We start from the raw sequence: 17,328 nt of genomic DNA, 5'->3' as shown, positions 1-17,328 counted from the left end.
AATACCAGATGTATCTCGGTCTCGATCTCGGAACCTCCGGCGTCAAGGCGATGCTGATCGACGGCGATCAGAAGATCGTCGGCTCGGCCAACGGTTCGCTCGACGTCTCGCGCCCGCATTCCGGCTGGTCGGAGCAGGAGCCTGCCCACTGGGTGCGCGCCACGGAGGAGGCGGTCGCGGGCCTCAGGGCGAAGCACTCGCACGAACTTGCCGCGGTCAAGGGCATCGGCCTTTCCGGCCAGATGCACGGCGCGACGCTGATCGATGCATCCGACAATGTGCTGCGCCCCTGCATTCTCTGGAACGATACGCGCAGCCATGTCGAGGCCGCGGCGCTGGATGCCGATCCGCGTTTCCGGGCGCTGACCGGCAATATCGTCTTCCCCGGCTTCACGGCGCCGAAGCTCGCCTGGGTCAGGAAGCATGAGCCGGATATTTTCGCCAGGATCGCCAAGGTGTTGCTGCCGAAGGATTACCTGCGCCTCTGGCTGACCGGTGAATATATCTCGGAAATGTCGGATTCGGCCGGCACGTCCTGGCTCGATACCGGCAAGCGCGGCTGGTCGTCCGAGCTGCTGGCCGCCACGGACCTTTCCAAGGAGCAGATGCCGGCGCTCGTCGAAGGCACGGAGCAGGCCGGAAAGCTGCGGCCGGAGCTCGCGGCGCAATGGGGCATATCAGGCAATGTCGTCGTTGCCGGCGGCGCCGGCGACAATGCGGCCTCGGCCTGCGGCATGGGCACCGTCAGCGATGGCGCGGCCTTCGTCTCGCTCGGCACTTCGGGCGTGCTTTTTGCCGCCAACGGCTCCTATCTGCCGAAGCCGGAGAGCGCCGTGCATGCCTTCTGCCACGCGCTGCCGAACACCTGGCATCAGATGGGCGTCATCCTGTCGGCGACCGATGCGCTGAACTGGCATTCCAGTGTAACCGGCAAGTCGGCCGCCGATCTTACAGGCGAACTCGGCGAGACGCTGAAGGCGCCCTCCGGCGTCACCTTCCTGCCTTATCTCTCGGGCGAACGCACGCCGCACAACGATGCCGTCATCCGTGGCGCCTTCATCGGCCTCGAGCATGAAAGCAGCCGGGCCGTGCTGACCCAGGCCGTGCTCGAAGGCGTGACTTTCGCCATCCGCGACAATCTCGAAGCGCTGCGTTCGGCCGGCACCGGCATTTCCCGCGTGACCGCCATCGGCGGCGGTTCGCGCTCGCACTACTGGCTGGCCTCGATCGCGACCGCGCTCGGCGTTCCGGTCGATCTGCCGGCCGACGGCGATTTCGGCGCGGCCTTCGGCGCTGCCCGTCTCGGCCTGATCGCGGCAACCGGCGCGGATCCTATCGCCGTCTGCACGCCGCCGGTAACGGCAGGAACGATCGAGCCGGTTTCGGCGCTGAGCGGCGCTTATGAGGATGCCTACACGCGCTACCGCGCGCTCTACCCGGCGATCAAGTCGCTGGCACATTGAAAATCGGCGGCCCCCTCACCCTACCCTCTCCCCGAGGGGAGAGGGGGAGCCGCAACGGTGTTCGAAAGAGCTGAAACGTTGCAGCAAGTCCCTTCTCCCTCGGGGAGAAGGTGCCGGCAGGCGGATGAGGGGGCTTTTTCCGGCCGCATATCAATCAAAACCCAAGGAGACCTGACATGAGCACCGGATTTTTCGGCGATATCCAGAAAATCAAATATGAAGGGCCGGATAGCACCAATCCGCTGGCCTTCCGCTACTACCAGCCGGACGAGATCGTCCTCGGCAAGCGCATGGAAGACCATCTGCGTTTTGCGGTGGCCTACTGGCACACCTTCACCTGGCCGGGCGGCGATCCCTTCGGCGGTCAGACCTTCCTGCGCCCCTGGTTCGAGGACACGATGAAGGCCGCCAAGCTCAAGGCCGACGTGGCTTTCGAATTCTTCTCGCTGCTCGGCGCGCCCTACTACTGCTTCCATGATGCCGACGTGCGTCCGGAAGGCAAGAACTTCGCCGAAAACACCAAGAACCTGAACGAGATCGTCGACTATTTCGCCGAGAAGCAGGCTGCCACCGGCACCAAGCTGCTGTGGGGTACGGCGAACCTCTTCTCCAACCGCCGCTTTATGTCGGGTGCGGCGACCAACCCCGATCCCGATGTCTTCGCTTTTGCAGCCGCGACGGTGAAGACCTGCATCGACGCGACGCAGAAGCTCGGCGGCGAGAACTACGTGCTCTGGGGCGGCCGCGAAGGGTATGAGACGCTGCTCAACACCGACCTCAAGCGCGAGCTCGACCAGCTCGGCCGCTTCCTCAACCTCGTCGTCGAATACAAGCACAAGATCGGCTTCAAGGGCACGATCCTGATCGAGCCGAAGCCGCAGGAGCCGACCAAGCACCAGTATGATTACGACGTCGCGACCGTCTATGGCTTCCTCAAGAAGCACGGCCTCGAAAACGAGGTAAAGGTCAATATCGAGCAGGGCCATGCGATCCTCGCCGGCCACTCCTTCGAGCATGAGCTGGCGCTTGCCAACGCGCTCGGCATTTTCGGCTCGATCGACATGAACCGCAACGATTACCAGTCCGGCTGGGATACCGACCAGTTCCCGAACAATGTTCCGGAAATGGCGCTCGCCTATTACCACGTCCTGGCAGGCGGCGGCTTCAAGACCGGCGGCACCAACTTCGACGCCAAGCTGCGCCGCCAGTCGCTCGACCCGGCGGATCTGCTGATCGGCCATATCGGCGGCATGGATTGCTGCGCCCGCGGCCTGAAGGCGGCGGCCAAGATGATCGAGGACAAGGCTCTGTCGAAGCCGCTCGCCGATCGTTATGCCGGCTGGGAATCGGCAGAAGCGCAGAAGCTGTTCCGCGGCGAATATTCGCTGGACGAGATCACGAACTGGGTCGAAAGCAAGGACGTCAACCCGCAGCCGAGATCCGGCCAGCAGGAACTGCTCGAGAACATCGTCAACCGCTACGTCTGATAATAGGCGCCGGCGGCCATGGGTCGCCGGCGCAGCCTTCCCGGCCGGTTGTTGCCGGCCGATACCGCTTCAGCGTTTCGACCAGTTGCGCGACGGTGCGGAGACGGAATTGCGGACGACCAGATCCGGTCGCAGCAGGATTTCCGTCTCGGCCGGCCGGCCATCTGACAAGAGCTCCAACAGCAGCGCCATCGCCTGTTTGCCGATCGCCGTTCTCGGCTGGCGGATCGTCGTCAGCGACGGCGAGATGAAGACGGCCTGCGGCACGTCGTCGAAACCGGTCACCGAGAAATCCCGCGGAATATCGTAGCCCCGCGCGCCGAGCCCGATCATCACGCCGATGGCCGTCTGGTCGTTGACGCACATGAAGGCTGTGGGAAGCGTGTCGCGCATGAAAAGCTGTTCGACCGCATGCCGCCCGCTTTCGATCGTACCGTCGCCTTCGAGCACGATCCTGGCGTCACGCGGGATGCCGGCGGCGTCGAGACCGGCATCATAACCCATGCGGCGCCTGGTATAGGCGAGCCTTGTGCGGGAATCGCCGATGAAGGCGATCTTGCGATGGCCTTCGGCCAGCAGCAGGTCGACGGCCTTCCTGGCGCCCTCGATATCGTCGACGCCGACATAGGGAATGCCGCCGTTGAAGACCGGCTCGAAAACGCCGACGCTCGGCGGCAGCCGTGCCGTCATGGTCTGGTGACCGAAGGGCAGGATGCCGGTGAACAGGATCAGTCCGGCCGCCTGGTTCGAGTTTAAAAATTTCAGATATTCCAGGCCGCGCTGGGCGTCGTTCTGGGTGTGGCCGATCAGGACGCCGTAGCCGTGCGCACGGGCCTCGTTCTCCAGGCCGACGAGAATGTTGGAGAAATTGGGGTCGCCGATGTCGGGCGCCACGACGAGGATCATGTTGGAGCGGCCGAGCCTCAGGCTGCGCGCCATGGCATTGGTCGTGTAACCGGTGACGGCGATCGCCTGGTTGACCTTGAGCCGGGTGGAGTTGGCGACCTTCTCCGGCGTGTGGATCGCCCGGGAAACCGTCGCGATGGACACCTCGGCGATCCGGGCGACGTCTTCGATTGTTGCGGGCGTGGAATTCGACACTGCGCTCTGCCTTAAGGCTGTCTTCGCCGCGACACTACACAGACTCGTCGAGAGGTCAAAGGCAAGCTTCGACTGATCTGTGTAAATCCACGATGTAAACCTTTACATGCCTGATGTAAAGGTTTACATAAGGCTCAAAGCGGACGGGAGCCGCAAGCGCACGGCCCTGAGGATCGAAAGCGGTTTTCAGAAAGGAAATGTGCGCTACTTCAATGTGATGGAGCGTTGCCGGCACATGCCGCCGGGCGCGCAGCGCTCTAGGGGAGGGGATAATGACCGTCGAGACCGCCGACACCGCACCCGTGGTGCTGTCCGCCAGGCGCATATGCAAATCCTTCAGCGGCGTCCAGGTCCTCTTCAGCGTCAATTTCGATCTCCGCGCCGGCGAAATCCATGCCCTCATGGGCGAAAACGGCGCCGGCAAGTCCACCCTCGTCAAGGTGCTCTCAGGCTTCGAGCAGCCGAGTTCCGGCGAAATCCTGCTCGACGGCAAGCCTGTGGTGCTGCCGCCCAACGGTGCTGCCGAAGCACTCGGCATCGTCATCATTCATCAGGAATTCAACCTCGCCGACCATTTGACCGTGACGGAAAGCCTTTTCCTCGGGCGCGAGGTGACGCATTTCGGTGTGCTCGACCGCAAATATATGCGCGCCGAGACCCGCAAGGTTCTGGACGTGCTTGGTTCGCATGTCGATGAGAATGCGCTGATCAGCACGCTTTCCATCGCCGACAAGCAGATGGTCGAGATTGCCAAGGCGATCAGCCGCGATGCGCGCGTCGTCTTCATGGATGAGCCGACCGCCGTCCTGTCGCGCGAAGAGACCAGCATGCTCTTCAAGCAGGTCCGCAAGCTGCGTGATCAGGGGACGAGCTTCGTCTTCGTGTCACATAAGCTCGACGAGGTGATGGAGCTGACCGATCGGGTGACGGTGCTGCGCGACGGCCAGTGGATCAAGACGTCGCCGACATCGATTCTGGATGGGGAATCGATCGCGCAGCTGATGGTCGGTCGCGAACTTTCCAGCCTCTATCCCACCAAGGTCGAGCCCAATGTCGACGAGGAGATCGTTCTGCGCGTCTCTTCGGTCTCGACCGGTTATGTCAGGGATGCGAGCTTCGAGGTGCGCAAGGGCGAGATCATCGGTTTTTCCGGACTGATCGGCTCCGGCCGTACCGAGCTGATGGAGGCGATTGCCGGGCTGCGGCCGCGTCTCGACGGCGAAGTGGTCATCAAGGGGGAGGCGGTTCCCTCCGGCGACGTGCACGCCGCCAATCGCTGCGGCCTTGCCTACATGACCAAGGACCGCAAGTCGAAAGGCCTGCTGCTGCGTTCCGGCATGGTGACCAATCTGACTTTGCAGTCGCTCGGAAGGCATTCCCGCCATGGTTATCTCAGCCCCGGCAGCGAGGCGGCTGCGCTGGCGAAGGCCAGGCGCCGCTTCGACATCAGGGTTCGCGACGCCAATATCGTCGCCGGGCGCATGTCCGGCGGGAACCAGCAGAAATTGCTGCTCGCCAAGGTCATGGAGACCGATCCCGACATCATCATCATCGATGAGCCGACGCGCGGCATCGATGTCGGCACGAAACAGCAGATCTATCATTTCATCTCGGCGCTCGCCCGGGACGGCCGGTCGATCATCGTCGTTTCCTCCGAGATGCCGGAGGTCATCGGGCTCTGCACGCGGGTGGCGGTGATGCGCGAAGGGCATATCGTCGGCCTGCTCGAGGGAGACGAGATTTCCGAGCAGGAAATCATGCGCTACGCCGCCGGGCTGAAAAGGAAGGCGGCCGCCTGATGCATGTCGCCCAAAGTGTTCCGCGGTTTTGGGAGCACGACATGCATGGAACAAAGACCTGAGGGCGGGGCGGGACTTCGCCGGCGCGGACAATAGATAAGATGCCCAGGCAGTCTGGGACGGGAGGTTGGTTTTGGACATGAGTGTTAACGAGGAAACGCGAGACATCCGGCGCAGGTCCTGGCGTGATGTTGATTTGCGCGCGGTGGCACCATTTGCCGCTTTGGCCTTGCTTCTCATTGTCGGCGCACTGGTCAATCCGAATTTCATCGGCATCACCAACCTTGCCAACGTCGCGACGCGTTGCGCTTTCATCGCCATTATCGCCGTCGGTGCGACTTTCGTGATCTCCTCCGGAGACCTCGATCTTTCCGTCGGCTCGATGGTCGCCTTCGTCGCCAGCCTGATGATCCTGCTGATCAATTCGGGCGTGATTGCCGATCCGGTGCTGATGCTGACGGCGGCTGTGGTCTTCACGATCCTCGCGGGCGCCCTCTGCGGTCTCGCAAACGGCCTCATCACCACTGTCGGCAAGATCGAACCTTTCATCGCCACGCTCGGCACCATGGGCATTTATCGCGGCCTGACCACCTGGCTGTCGCAGGGCGGCGCGATCACTTTGCGCTCGAGCGAAATCCAGACGCTCTACCGTCCGGTCTATTTCGGCAACATTCTCGGCATACCGGTTCCGATCGTGGTCATCCTCGTCGTTACCGCGATTGCAGCCTTTATCCTCTACCGCACGCGTTACGGCCGCCATGTCGTGGCTGTCGGCTCGAACAGCGACGTCGCGCGCTATTCAGGCATTGCCGTCAACCGCGTGCGCACCATTGCCTTCGTCATCCAGGGCCTCTGCGTGGCGATCGCCGTGCTTCTCTATGTTCCGCGTCTCGGCTCCACGTCGGCAACGACCGGCATTTTGTGGGAGCTGCAGGCCATTACGGCCGTCGTCGTCGGCGGCACCGCACTCAAGGGTGGCGCCGGCCGTGTCTGGGGCACGATCTGCGGCGCCTTCATTCTCGAGCTCGTCGGCAACATCATGCTGCTTTCGAACTTCATCAGCGAATATCTCATCGGTGCGATCCAGGGTGCGATCATCATCATCGCCATGCTGGTGCAGCGGTCGCTGGTGCGCAAATCGTAGAGCAAACGGCTTTTCGGATTGGCCGGGCTTTACAGGGCGCCCGGCTCGGATTGGACAAGTCCCTGATATTTTTGGGAGGAAATAGCATGCGCAAGCTGATGTTGGGTCTGGCGGTTGCGGGGGTGGCTTTTGCCGGCGCAGCCTACGCCCAGGACAAGAACTACACGATCGGCGTGTCCATTCCGGCCGCCGACCATGGCTGGACCTCCGGTGTGGTGTTCCACGCCGAGCGCATTGCCAAGAAGCTGATGGCCGAACATCCTGGGCTGAACGTCATCGTCAAGACCTCGCCGGATGCCGCGACGCAGGCCAACGCCGTGCAGGATCTCGATACGCAGGGTATCGACGCACTCGTCATCCTGCCGTCGGATCCGGATCCGCTCGTCAACGCCATCAAGGAAGTCAAGGGCAAGGGCAAGTTCGTGGCGCTCGTCGACCGTGCGCCGTCGAACAACGACAATTCCGTGCGTGACCTCTATGTCGCCGGCAACAATCCGGCGCTCGGCGAAGTCGCCGGCAAATATATTGCCGAAAAGACGCCGGAAGCCGAGGTCGTCGTTATCCGCGGTCTGCCGATCCCGATCGACCAGCAGCGCCAGGACGGTTTCGACAAGGGCATTGCCGGCTCCAAGGTCAAGGTTCTTGACCGCCAGTACGGCAACTGGAACCGCGACGATGCCTTCAAGGTGATGCAGGACTATCTGACGAAGTATCCGAAGATCGACGTCGTATGGTGCCAGGACGACGACATGGCCGTCGGCGTTCTTCAGGCGATCGAGCAGGCCAAGCGCACCGACATCCAGTATGTCGTCGCCGGCGCCGGCTCCAAGGACATGATCAAGAAGGTCATGGACGGCGACAAGCTGATCCCGGTCGACGTTCTCTATCCGCCGGCAATGGTCGGCACGGCGATGGAACTGACGGCGGCTGCGCTCTACGATCAGGTTCCGGTCCACGGCAACTATATCCTCGACGCTACGCTCGTCACCAAGGACAACGCCAAGGACTTCTACTTCCCGGATTCTCCGTTCTGATCGATCGGCTATGCAAGCGCGCCCATTCGAAAGGATGGGCGCATTTTTTTGCCCTCGTTTTGGCGGGCAGTCGAAAATGCTGCACGTACCTCTTGCCCGCCAAAGCCCATCATGATTAGTTCTGAGCCATATCGCATCAGGCCTTGCGTGAGATCCGCGAGTTGAGAGCAAGGAAGCGTCTTGCTCCCGCCGAAATGCGTGCTACAAGTTTTCAGAAACGTTTACGGTCGATGTTCAGGGAGGAATCTGACATGAAGACGATCAAGGGCCCCGGCCTTTTCCTTGGCCAATTCGCGGGCGATACCGCGCCTTTCAATTCCTGGGACGCGATTACCAAATGGGCGGCCGGCATCGGCTACAAGGGTGTCCAGGTGCCGACCTGGGCCAGCCAGCTGATCGATCTGAAGAAGGCCGCCACCTCCAAGGATTATTGCGACGAATTCGCCGGCAAGGCCCGCGAAAATGGCATCGAGATCACTGAACTTTCCACCCATCTGCAGGGCCAGCTCGTCGCCGTGCATCCGGCCTATGATGAAGCCTTCGACGGGTTCGCGGCGCCCGAAGTACGCGGCAATCCGAAGGCGCGCCAGGAATGGGCGGTCGAGCAGGTCAAGATGGCGCTGACGGCATCGAAAAATCTCGGCCTCAAGGCGCATGCGACCTTCTCCGGCGCGCTCGCCTGGCCTTTCATTTATCCTTGGCCGCAGCGTCCTGCCGGCCTGGTTGAGACCGCCTTCGACGAGCTTGCCCGCCGCTGGACGCCGATCCTTAACCATGCCGACGAAAACGGCATCGACGTCTGCTACGAGATCCACCCGGGCGAGGACCTGCATGACGGCATCACCTTCGAGATGTTCCTGGAGCGGGTGAAGAACCATCCGCGCGCCAATATGCTTTACGATCCCTCGCATTATGTCCTGCAGTGCCTCGATTATCTCGAGAACATCGACATCTACAAGGACCGCATCAAGATGTTCCACGTCAAGGATGCGGAGTTCAATCCGACCGGGCGCCAGGGCGTCTATGGCGGTTATCAGGGCTGGGTCGAACGCGCCGGCCGCTTCCGCTCGCTCGGCGACGGCCAGGTCGATTTCGGCGCGGTCTTCTCGAAGATGACCGCCAATAATTTCGACGGCTGGGCCGTGGTCGAATGGGAATGTGCGCTGAAGCATCCGGAGGATGGCGCCCGCGAGGGAGCTGAATTCGTGGCGGCCCACATCATCCGCGTCACGGAAAAGGCCTTCGACGATTTCGCAGCCGGCGGCACGGACCAGGCGGCCAATCGGCGGATGCTGGGACTTTAATTTTTCATTTCCTTTCTCCCCAGCGGGGAGAAGATGCCCGTCAGGGCAGATGAGGGGGATGAGGAGCGATAGCGACGAATGCCTTGAGCGGCAAGCGAAAGGCGATGTCTGTCGTGAAGCCCTCTCATCCGACCCTTCGGGCCACCTTCTCCCCGCCGGGGAGAAGGGAAGCAAGATTCAGGAGGACAAGAATGGCAATCGAAGCATCATCCGAACAGACCCGCGAGCCGCGCATCCGGCTCGGCATGGTGGGCGGCGGCGCCGGCGCGTTCATCGGCGCGGTGCACCGCATCGCGGCGCGCATCGACGATCAGTACGATCTCATTGCCGGCGCCCTGTCGTCGACGCCTGAGAAGGCGGTTCAGTCCGGCCGCGACCTCGGCCTCGACCCGTCGCGTACCTATTCCAGCTACCGCGAGATGGCGATTCGCGAGGCGAAGCTGAAGAACGGCATCGAGGCGGTGGCGATCGTCACGCCGAACCATGTGCATTACGATGCGGCCAAGGAATTCCTGAAGCGCGGCATCCATGTCATCTGCGACAAGCCGCTGACTTCAAACCTTGCCGATGCGAAGAAGCTGAAGAAGGTGGCAGACGAGAGCGGCGCGCTCTTCGTGCTGACGCATAATTACACCGGCTATCCGATGGTCCGCCAGGCGCGTGAGATGATCGCGAGCGGCGAGCTTGGCGATATAAGAGTCGTCCAGGCCGAATATCCGCAGGACTGGCTGACGGAAGCGGTGGAGCAGACCGGCCAGAAGCAGGCAGCCTGGCGCACCGATCCCGCCCAGTCCGGCGTCGGCGGCTCGACCGGGGATATCGGCACGCATGCCTATAATCTCGCTGCCTTCATCACTGGCCTGGAACTCGACAGCCTGGCCGCCGATCTCGACAGTTTCGTGCCCGGCCGCCGGCTGGATGACAATGCCCACGTCATGCTGCGCTTCAAGGCGAAGGGCTCGGAGAAGCCGGCCAAGGGCATGCTCTGGTGCAGCCAGGTGGCGCCCGGCCATGAGAACGGCCTGATGGTCCGCGTCTACGGCACCAAGGGCGGTCTGGAATGGACGCAGAAGGACCCGAATTACCTCTGGTACACGCCCTTCGGCGAGCCGAAGCGGCTGATCACCCGTGGCGGCGCCGGGGCAGGCGCGGCTGCCGGCCGCGTTTCGCGCGTGCCGTCAGGGCATCCGGAAGGTTATCTCGAGGCCTTCGCGACGATCTATACGGAAGCCGCGCATGCGATCAACGCTCGCAAGAAGGGCAAGACGGCCGACAAGGCGGTGGTCTATCCCACAGTCGATGACGGCGTGAAGGGTGTCGCCTTCGTCGAGGCCTGTGTCGCCTCGTCCAAGAAAAACGGCGCCTGGGTCAAGGTCTAGGACGGATCGACATTCATGACATCCAGGATCGGATGGATTTCTCCATAAACAGGATCTACAGACTCAATATGTAAAAAAGCGCCGTGTGCCTCTTGGGGCGCACGGCGCTTTCATTAGCGCTCACTTGTTTTCTGAAGTGCTGCACGGTTGACGACAAACCTGGGGGAGCGCCCCTCGAAGAAGTCCTTCACTCCTTCCACGACCGCCAGCGCCAGCCGCTTTCGGCTGCTGTCCGTATAGGCGGCGGCGTGGGGAGAAAGGATCACGCTGTCGAGTTTCAGCAGCGGATTGTCCGGCGCGACTGGTTCTACCTCGAATACATCAAGAGCCGCGCCGAAGATTCGCCCTTCCTTCAAAATTTCGAAAAGGGCTGCTTCGTCGACGATGCCGCCGCGAGAGAAATTCGCAAGAATTGCCCCCGGTTTCATAAGCCCGAGACGTCGGGCATCGATGATATGATGGGTTTCCGCCGTCAAGGGAACGTGGAGCGAGAGGACGTCGGCCTGGGAGCAGATCGCGTCCACGTCCCTCAACAACTCGATACCGTTTTCTTCGGCGCGCTCTTTCGGCACGTAGGGGTCATAGGCGATGACCGGCATGTCGAAGGCGGCCCTGGCCTTCTTCGCGAGGATAAGACCTATATTCCCCAAGCCGATCAGGCCGAGCGTAGAGCCCGAAATGTCGATGGATCTGTTGTCCAGCTTGTCGTTCCACCGGCCTTCGCGTGTCGCACGGTCCATGACGACGGTGCGCTTGGCGACGGCGGCTATACCGGAAAGGGCATGTTCCGCCACCGACAGGGCGTTGGCATCTCCCGTATTGAGAACCGGAATGCCGCGCGCCGTGGCCCGATCGATATCGATATCGTTCGTTCCGGCGGCATGTTTGACGATCAGCTTGAGCTTTGGGCCATGATCCATCAGATCGGGCTCTATACGCGTCAATTTCACGACGAGGCAATCGGCATCCGCGATTAGCTTTTTCAATGTCGAAGGATTCTTGTCAGGCGCGACGACGACATCGAATTCCTTTTCGAGCGCTTCCATTCCCGCCTGGTGCATCGCCTCGGTCAGGAGTATTTTCGGCATGGTCGAACTCCTCCCCGCCAAAATCAGCTTACGACCTGAAGCACGTTTCCTTCGGGATCGATCAGATTGGTCAAGCGGCGGCCGGTCGAGGGAATGGCGCGAGGTTCCTTGTCGAAGGTTTTGCCCTCTTCGGTCAATTCGCGATATGTCTGGTCCACGTTGTCGCAACGCAGCGCCATATGCCGCAGACCAAGATTGAATGAGGGACGTCCCTCGCCGTGCTGTGCCGTCAGTTCCAGGATCGGCTGGTCGCCTTCACCCGGAAAACGAAGCTCTACGGCACCGCCATTGTGGTCCGTACGGCGTATTTCGGTGAAGCCGAGTGATATGAAGTAATCCGCCATCGTGTTCGGATCCTGAACGACGATATCGATATGGTCCAGCGCGGTAAACTTGCTCATTCTTTCCTCCGGAATGCGATGACGCGGTCGGTTGCTACGATCTTGCGTCGGGCAGATATTCATCCGGTCTTACGTGGCAGGCAGGCGGCCTGTCCAATTTGTTCCAATGCGGTCTGATATACGAAAAATAAATAACTACAGCGGGCGCGGCCTGTGCTAATGAATAAATGCAAGAGGATCGCATGTGGAAGGAATGACATGAACGATCGACAGCTTCGTTATTTCATAGCAGTGGCCGAGCATCTCAATTTCAGCAGGGCAGCCGAATATCTGAATATCAGCCAGCCGCCGCTGAGTTTGCAGATCAAGGCGCTGGAAGACGAACTGGGCATCGTTCTCCTCAAGCGAACTCGCCGCAGCGTCGAGCTTACCGATGCGGGCGTGTTGTTTCTGGACCATGCGCGCAAAGCCATGAGTCACATGGACGACGCGGCAGAAGTCATCCGGCAGGCGGTCAACGGACAGGCCGGTGTTTTGCGCATCGCGTTTACCGGCTCGGTTCCGATGCTCGATATTTTCAGCACGCTGATAAAGCGGTTTCGCCGTGATTATCCGAATGTCAGGCTGGAGTTTCGTAATCTGTCTTCCGCAAACCAGTTCGAGGCCCTTGAGGATGGAAAGATCGATCTCGGTATCCTGCGCCCTCACTACCGGTTCACAGGACGTATGGGTGCCGATGTTCAGGAATTGTGGAGGGACCGGCTGATGGTGTTCATGCCGGAGGATCATCCCCTGGCGGCTCCCGGTCAACCGATCGATATGCAGGATCTGGCGTCTCACCAGTTCGTCGCCGTTTCGCGCAAAGTCGGTTGCAGCGTTCAGGACCTGATCCGCAATCTGTCCGCAGCGGCGGGTTTCGAGCCCAAGGTAGTGCAGGAAGGACACGAGCTTTCCACCGTTCTCGGTCTCGTCTCCGCCGGTATCGGCGTGGCGATCATGCCGGAATGCTACTCCCGCATCGGCACGCCCTATGTTGTTTCACGGCCTATCAACTCACCCGATGCCAATAGCTGCTTCATGCTTGCGATGCGCTCCGGTGAGCAATCCAGGGTAGTGAACCGGTTCTGGGATACGGCCAAAGCCGTCCTTGACGACAGAATACATGTCGTGAAGGCCGCCTGAGCCCGATGACAGCTGCATCGTAAGAGGTCTGGCTCGAGAAGAGCTCAGCTCCGTTCGGCCAAAACTAATAATTCTGCTCTATATTCAGATATTTACGACGGGATTTCTGAGCGAAAAGCCGCAGGCGGCCTTCGCTATTCGCTGTAGTGCTTATATGCATTCCAAATAACTGTAAGCAAATAAGATATTGGACTTAGCCGACTGACTGCCTCAGATTCCGGTCGAGGCTATGGGAGGCTAAGTTCGGCAGTACAACTTATCGGAATATGATGCCGTATGTCTCCCTAGTATTTCAGGAGGAGACTAATGGCTGACAATATAAATTCGACGCCAAAACAGCAGGGCACACTTGTCGACTTCGCGTCCGTCGAGAAAAAGTTCGGCGAACTGACGGCAGTGACCGACATCAATCTGAAAGTGCGCGAGGGAGAGTTTCTCTGCCTCTTGGGGCCATCGGGCTGTGGCAAGTCCACGCTTCTGAACATGACCGCCGGTCTGTTCGCGCCAAGCACTGGCAAGGTCCAGTATCGTGGCAAATTTGTAACCGGCATCAATAATTCCGTCGGTTACATGACTCAGGCGGACCATCTGCTTCCCTGGCGCACGGTCAGCAAAAATATCGCCGTCCCGCTGGAGATCGCAGGCAAGTCCTCAAACGAAACGGCATCGACCATCGCCAGCCTTATCGAGACGGTGGGCTTGAAGGGATTTGAGAATTCCTATCCCTCTCAGCTTTCCGGCGGCATGCGCAAGCGTTGCGCTCTGGCTCGTCTGCTGGCCTACAATCCCGAAACATTGCTCATGGATGAACCATTCGGGGCGCTGGATGCCCAGCTGCGTCTTCGCCTGCAGATCGAATTACGCAACCTTTCACTGCGCTTGAACAAGACTGTGATCTTCGTGACCCACGATGTGGACGAAGCCGTCTCGCTGTCGGACCGCTGCGTCGTGTCCAGCGCGCGTCCGGGCACCATCCGTGAGATCGTGGACATCAAGCTTCCCCGTGACCGCGACATCAGCGCTCTTCGCTTCGATCCCGAATATCAGAAGGAATGTGCGCGCCTTTGGCACCTCCTGACACCTGAATTGGCTGCTCAAGAGGCGTTGGGAGTGAAGTGATGATTATAAACCTGATCAGATTCGCCTTTCTTGCCGCCATTCTTCTGTTTTGGCAGATCTTGTCGCCAGCTTATAAGATGGAGTTCTTCATTTCGACGCCTGCCGACATCTTCCACTCGTTCTGGGGATCGGTGCAGGATGGATCGCTGTTTTATCATGCAGGCATCACCAGCATTGAAGCGCTCGGCGGCTTTGCGCTGGGTAGCGCCATCGGCATGACGCTTGGCTTGATGCTGGGCCGCTTCGAAACGCTTGCTAAGATTCTCGACCCCTTCCTGATGGGATTTTACAGCCTGCCGAAGGCGGCGCTCGCCCCGCTTTTCATTCTCTGGTTCGGTATCGGCCTTGATATGAAAATCTATCTCGCGGCTTCCATCGTGTTCTTCCTGGTGTTCCTGAATACGTTCACCGGTGTCAGAAACGTCAGCCGCGAACAGATATCGATCCTTCGTCTGATGGGCGCGACGGAGCGCCATCTCATTACCAAGGTCGTCATTCCCTCCGCGGTAACATGGGTATTCGCCGGTCTGCGGCTTTCGGTTCCCTATGCCCTGATCGGCGCGATCGTCGGCGAAATCATCGCGGCCAATCGCGGGCTCGGCTTCCTTCTTGCGCATGCCACCGGGGAGTTCGATACGGCCGGCACGTTCGCGGCGCTGTTTGCCATCATGATCCTCGCGCTGCTTTTGAATGTGAGCGTCAACGCGATCGAAAAGGCGCTTCTTCCCTGGAAGACAGTGGAAGCCGAGCGCGAGATTACAGTGTGAAAATTATCGAGGAGGAGAAGACATGCTACGAGCATTCATGATCGCATTGTTGCTTTTGGGTCCCGTATCGACCGCAGTGGCCGAGGACACGAAAGTCGTATTCGGACAGGCATCCGAGGGCTTTCTCTACTTCCCGCTCTACGTGGCGAGGGGCATGGGCTATCTCGAGGAGGAGAAGATCAAGCCTGAGGTCATCGTGTTCAAGGGCGGCGCCCCTGCACTGACGGCGGTGATCGGCGGCGATGCGCAGGTTCAGATCGGCGATCCGACAGGCGCCATCACGGCACGGGAAAAAGGTGCTCCCATCAAGATCTTTGGTGGTGTCATGCAGCAGTTCGCGAGCAATATCGTCATCACCAAGGAAGCTGCTGAAAAGGTCGGGCTGAAGGAGACGAGCACCATCGAAGAACGGCTTGCGATGCTGAAGGGGCTGCGCATTGCCATCACCAGTCCCGGAAGCACCAGCGACAAACTGCTGCGTCATCTGGCGACCGCTGCCAAGATCGACGCCGACCGCGACTTGACGCTCGTGCCTCTCGGCACTGCCGGACCGATGCTTGCTGCATTCTCGCAGGGCCGTATCGACGGGTTCTCCCTGTCGTCTCCGACCTCCGATATCGCCATCAAGGATTATTCGGGCGTCATGCTTCTGGACCTTGCAAAGGGTCAGTACAAGCCTTTCGCAGGTTTCCCGAACATCACCCTGATCGCGCGGGAAGACTGGCTGCAGAAAAACCCGGATGTCGCAACAGGCGTCGTTCGAGCCATCGGTCGCGCTCTAGCCCTGATCAAAAACGATCCGGAAAAGGCGATGGAGGCTGCCAAGCAGTTCTATTCGAAGACCGACCCCGAAATCTACCGGCTGGCTTTCGAGAACAACAGGCGGGCCTATGCCGAAACACCCGTCCTCACGGAACAGGGCGTGAGCCTAGCCAACGACTTCCTGAAGGATGCAGGCGGCGGCACTTCCGGCTCCATCTCGGCCCTCTTTACCAATGAATATGCGGAAAAGGCGGCCAAGAAAGGTTTCTAATCCAAAATGGGCGGGCAGTAACGGCCCGCCCTCAAACCACCAGAGCGAGAGCATTTTCTGATGATCATCGATTGCCATGGACATTACACAACCGCTCCGGCCGCGCACGATGCATGGCGCGCAGCGCAACTGGAAGCCTTCAATGCAGGAAAGGCCGCTCCGGCCTATCCCTCCATAAGCGACGACGAGATAAGGGAAAGCCTTTCTGCAGCCCAACTGCGCATCCAGAAGGAGCGCGGTATCGATCTGACCATTTTCTCGCCCAAGGCGTCAGCGATGGGACATCATCTGGGTGATCTTGCCGTCAGCCGCGAATGGACGCGCCACAGCAACAATCTCATTCACCGCGTCTGCAGACTATTTCCCGACCGTTTCGTGGGTGTTTGCCAGTTACCACAATCACAGCATGGCACGCCTTCCGACTGCATAGAGGAACTGGAACGCTGCGTGACGGACCTGGGTTTTGTCGGCTGCAACCTCAACCCCGATGTTTCCGGCGGCAACTGGACCGGTCTGCCGCTGACCGACGAAATCTGGTTCCCCCTCTACGAAAAGATGGTCGAGCTGGACGTCCCGGCGATGATCCATGTCAGTGGCTCGTGCAACTGCAATTTCCACACCACCGGCGCGCATTATATCAATGCCGATACGACGGTGTTCATGCAGCTCATATCGGGAAACCTCTTTGAGAAATTTCCGAAGCTGAAATTCATCATTCCTCATGGCGGCGGCGCCGTACCCTATCACTGGGGCCGTTATCGTGGCCTGGCGCAGGAGCTGAAGCAGCCGCCTCTTGCCAAGCATCTGCTGAAAAACGTCTTCTTCGACACCTGCGTCTATCATCAGCCCGGTATCGATCTTCTGACAAAGGTCGTGCCGATCGACAACATCCTCTTCGCGACCGAGATGATGGGTGCAGTAAAGGGCATCGATCCAGAAACATCCCGTAATTTCGACGATACAGGCTGGTATCTCAACAACACCCAGCATCTTCAGCACACTGACCGCGCGAAGATTTTCGAACAGAATGCACGACGCGTCTACGGCCGGCTTTCCGGACAGATTCTGGCCCAGGCATACTGAGGGC

At 60.1% G+C, this 17,328-nt stretch carries 15 protein-coding genes; 12 read left to right on the top strand and 3 right to left on the bottom strand.

The genetic code is table 11. The features are described from left to right. Window positions 1-8: 8 nt before the first annotated feature. Both xylB and xylA read left to right on the top strand, forming a co-directional pair. Window positions 9-1,463 carry a xylulokinase gene (xylB, locus tag CO670_RS11015; protein WP_097590260.1) on the top strand — a complete coding sequence of 485 codons (1,455 nt, stop codon included), beginning with the start codon at window positions 9-11 and terminating at the stop codon, window positions 1,461-1,463. Between the two features lie 176 nt (window positions 1,464-1,639). After that, a complete protein-coding gene (xylA, locus tag CO670_RS11010) occupies window positions 1,640-2,950 on the top strand; it encodes a xylose isomerase (RefSeq protein ID WP_097590259.1) in 1,311 nt (436 codons plus the stop codon). A gap of 69 nt (window positions 2,951-3,019) precedes the next feature. On the opposite strand, the gene CO670_RS11005 is transcribed toward xylA, so the two are convergent. Then, window positions 3,020-4,051 (bottom strand): LacI family DNA-binding transcriptional regulator, encoded by a 1,032-nt coding sequence (locus tag CO670_RS11005; protein ID WP_097590258.1) that lies wholly within the window; start codon window positions 4,049-4,051, stop codon window positions 3,020-3,022. A gap of 272 nt (window positions 4,052-4,323) precedes the next feature. Here CO670_RS11005 and CO670_RS11000 point away from each other — a divergent pair, with 272 nt between their 5' ends. The 5 genes from CO670_RS11000 to CO670_RS10980 all read left to right on the top strand — a co-directional run bounded on the left by CO670_RS11000 (window position 4,324) and on the right by CO670_RS10980 (window position 10,711). Continuing rightward, window positions 4,324-5,850 (top strand): sugar ABC transporter ATP-binding protein, encoded by a 1,527-nt coding sequence (locus CO670_RS11000; RefSeq protein WP_097590257.1) that lies wholly within the window; start codon window positions 4,324-4,326, stop codon window positions 5,848-5,850. Between the two features lie 139 nt (window positions 5,851-5,989). Then, on the top strand, window positions 5,990-6,994 hold the full coding sequence (locus CO670_RS10995; RefSeq protein WP_097590321.1) for an ABC transporter permease: 1,005 nt from the start codon (window positions 5,990-5,992) through the stop codon (window positions 6,992-6,994). Window positions 6,995-7,080: 86 nt separating this feature from the next. Continuing rightward, entirely contained in the window at window positions 7,081-8,028 is a 948-nt protein-coding gene (locus CO670_RS10990; protein ID WP_097590256.1) for a substrate-binding domain-containing protein, read from the top strand. A gap of 251 nt (window positions 8,029-8,279) precedes the next feature. Next, the gene (locus CO670_RS10985) at window positions 8,280-9,332 is read left to right on the top strand and encodes a sugar phosphate isomerase/epimerase (protein ID WP_097590255.1); all 1,053 of its coding nucleotides are present in this window, start codon (window positions 8,280-8,282) and stop codon (window positions 9,330-9,332) included. A 191-nt stretch (window positions 9,333-9,523) separates the two neighbouring features. Beyond that, the gene (locus CO670_RS10980) at window positions 9,524-10,711 is read left to right on the top strand and encodes a Gfo/Idh/MocA family oxidoreductase (RefSeq protein ID WP_097590254.1); all 1,188 of its coding nucleotides are present in this window, start codon (window positions 9,524-9,526) and stop codon (window positions 10,709-10,711) included. 113 nt (window positions 10,712-10,824) lie between these two features. On the opposite strand, the gene CO670_RS10975 is transcribed toward CO670_RS10980, so the two are convergent. Together CO670_RS10975 and CO670_RS10970 are read right to left on the bottom strand one after the other, a co-directional pair. Then, window positions 10,825-11,799 (bottom strand): hydroxyacid dehydrogenase, encoded by a 975-nt coding sequence (locus CO670_RS10975; RefSeq protein WP_097590253.1) that lies wholly within the window; start codon window positions 11,797-11,799, stop codon window positions 10,825-10,827. 23 nt (window positions 11,800-11,822) lie between these two features. Continuing rightward, window positions 11,823-12,200: a VOC family protein gene (locus CO670_RS10970; RefSeq protein ID WP_176538916.1), complete on the bottom strand. Its 378-nt coding sequence runs from the start codon at window positions 12,198-12,200 to the stop codon at window positions 11,823-11,825. A gap of 198 nt (window positions 12,201-12,398) precedes the next feature. On the opposite strand from CO670_RS10970, the gene CO670_RS10965 reads away from it, so the two are divergent. From CO670_RS10965 to CO670_RS10945, 5 genes are all read left to right on the top strand, one after another. Continuing rightward, window positions 12,399-13,322: a LysR substrate-binding domain-containing protein gene (locus CO670_RS10965; RefSeq protein WP_176538915.1), complete on the top strand. Its 924-nt coding sequence runs from the start codon at window positions 12,399-12,401 to the stop codon at window positions 13,320-13,322. 306 nt (window positions 13,323-13,628) lie between these two features. Beyond that, window positions 13,629-14,441 carry an ABC transporter ATP-binding protein gene (locus CO670_RS10960; protein WP_097590250.1) on the top strand — a complete coding sequence of 271 codons (813 nt, stop codon included), beginning with the start codon at window positions 13,629-13,631 and terminating at the stop codon, window positions 14,439-14,441. After that, window positions 14,441-15,208, top strand: coding sequence for an ABC transporter permease (locus CO670_RS10955; protein ID WP_210202683.1), 768 nt, complete (start codon window positions 14,441-14,443; stop codon window positions 15,206-15,208). Before CO670_RS10960 ends, CO670_RS10955 begins: the two co-directional genes overlap by 1 nt. Window positions 15,209-15,230: 22 nt before the next feature. Continuing rightward, the gene (locus tag CO670_RS10950; RefSeq protein WP_097590249.1) at window positions 15,231-16,241 is read left to right on the top strand and encodes an ABC transporter substrate-binding protein; all 1,011 of its coding nucleotides are present in this window, start codon (window positions 15,231-15,233) and stop codon (window positions 16,239-16,241) included. 60 nt (window positions 16,242-16,301) lie between these two features. Next, window positions 16,302-17,324: an amidohydrolase family protein gene (locus tag CO670_RS10945; protein ID WP_097590248.1), complete on the top strand. Its 1,023-nt coding sequence runs from the start codon at window positions 16,302-16,304 to the stop codon at window positions 17,322-17,324. Window positions 17,325-17,328 lie beyond the last annotated feature (4 nt).

It is taken from the genome of Rhizobium sp. J15 (assembly GCF_002531825.1).
In the GTDB taxonomy this organism is placed as follows: domain Bacteria; phylum Pseudomonadota; class Alphaproteobacteria; order Rhizobiales; family Rhizobiaceae; genus Rhizobium.
This window is presented reverse-complemented; position numbering and strand designations above follow the sequence as displayed.